At 54.7% G+C, this 1,011-nt stretch carries 2 protein-coding genes; both read left to right on the top strand.

All coding sequences use genetic code 11. The annotated features are described in order from the left end of the window. Positions 1–327, top strand: a 327-nt coding sequence (locus AB4043_RS26590) for a glycosyltransferase (RefSeq protein WP_442308672.1), incomplete at its 5' end; no start/stop codon positions are given. Continuing rightward, a partial coding sequence (locus AB4043_RS26595; RefSeq protein ID WP_442308673.1) for a glycosyltransferase occupies positions 308–1,011 on the top strand: 704 nt, incomplete at its 3' end. The genes AB4043_RS26590 and AB4043_RS26595, both read left to right, overlap by 20 nt.

Genomic DNA, 1,011 nt, shown 5'->3' on the forward strand with positions numbered 1-1,011 from the left:
CTTTTAATGAGCTCTGACATCTTTACTTTGCTATCTCGAACGGAAGGGTTTCCGAATGTCGTCATCGAGGCGATGGCGGCAAGGATTCCGGTAGTCGCCACCGACGTTGGTGGGACGTCTGAGGTAGTGACAGATGGTGTCACCGGCTATCTTGTTCCCTCTGAGGACCATCTCGCCGCAGCCGCCGCCGTTCTGTCCCTCTTGTCATTCCCCCCTCGGGGAGATTGCCTTACGAATACAGCAAGGGCTCTTGTAGAGCAGCAATTCTCGATCGAGACGATGGTTCAACGGCATATTGAGGTATACGATGCTCTTCTATCTGCCTAAAGCCGGCCTGCTCGGTCCCCACTTCGACCGTTATGCCATTTTGGCTTTCTGGGCGTGTGTCACTGTCATCGCATACACCTATGCCGGCTATCCGCTCATGCTGTGGGCGCTGACAAAGCTTCGCCGGCCCCGTCATTCAGAACCATCGACAGCGCCGAGTATCACGATAGTCATCTGCGCGCACAACGAGGCCAGAAACATCGGCAAAAGGCTCATTGGCTGTCTTGCACTCAACTATCCCCATGACCGGTTGCAGATCGTTGTCGCGTCCGACGGCAGCACAGATGACACCGTTCAGATTGTCCGGTCGTTTTCGGACCGGGGAGTTGCTCTGGTCGTCATTCCACAACAGCGGGGAAAGACGAACGCACAAAATGTCGCCGTGCAATATGCCACGGGTGACATCGTCGTCTTCTCAGATGCAACAACGGAGTATCAGGCGGACGCACTTCAGTACATCGCCGGAAACTTTGCCGATCCGACTGTCGGTGCAGTCTCGGGCCGCTACTACTATTTCGATCCGGAAAAAGAGTCATCAACCAATTCCGGTGCACAGGCTTTTGCGGGTTACGACAATCGCATCCGTAAGATGCAATCGGAGATCGCCAGCATTACAGGTTGCTGCGGCTGCATCTACGCAGTTCGTCGATCGTTGTACACACCGCTTCAACCACACATCATCAG

The sequence above is a fragment of the Terriglobus sp. YAF25 genome, from assembly GCF_052113305.1.
Lineage (GTDB): Bacteria > Acidobacteriota > Terriglobia > Terriglobales > Acidobacteriaceae > Terriglobus.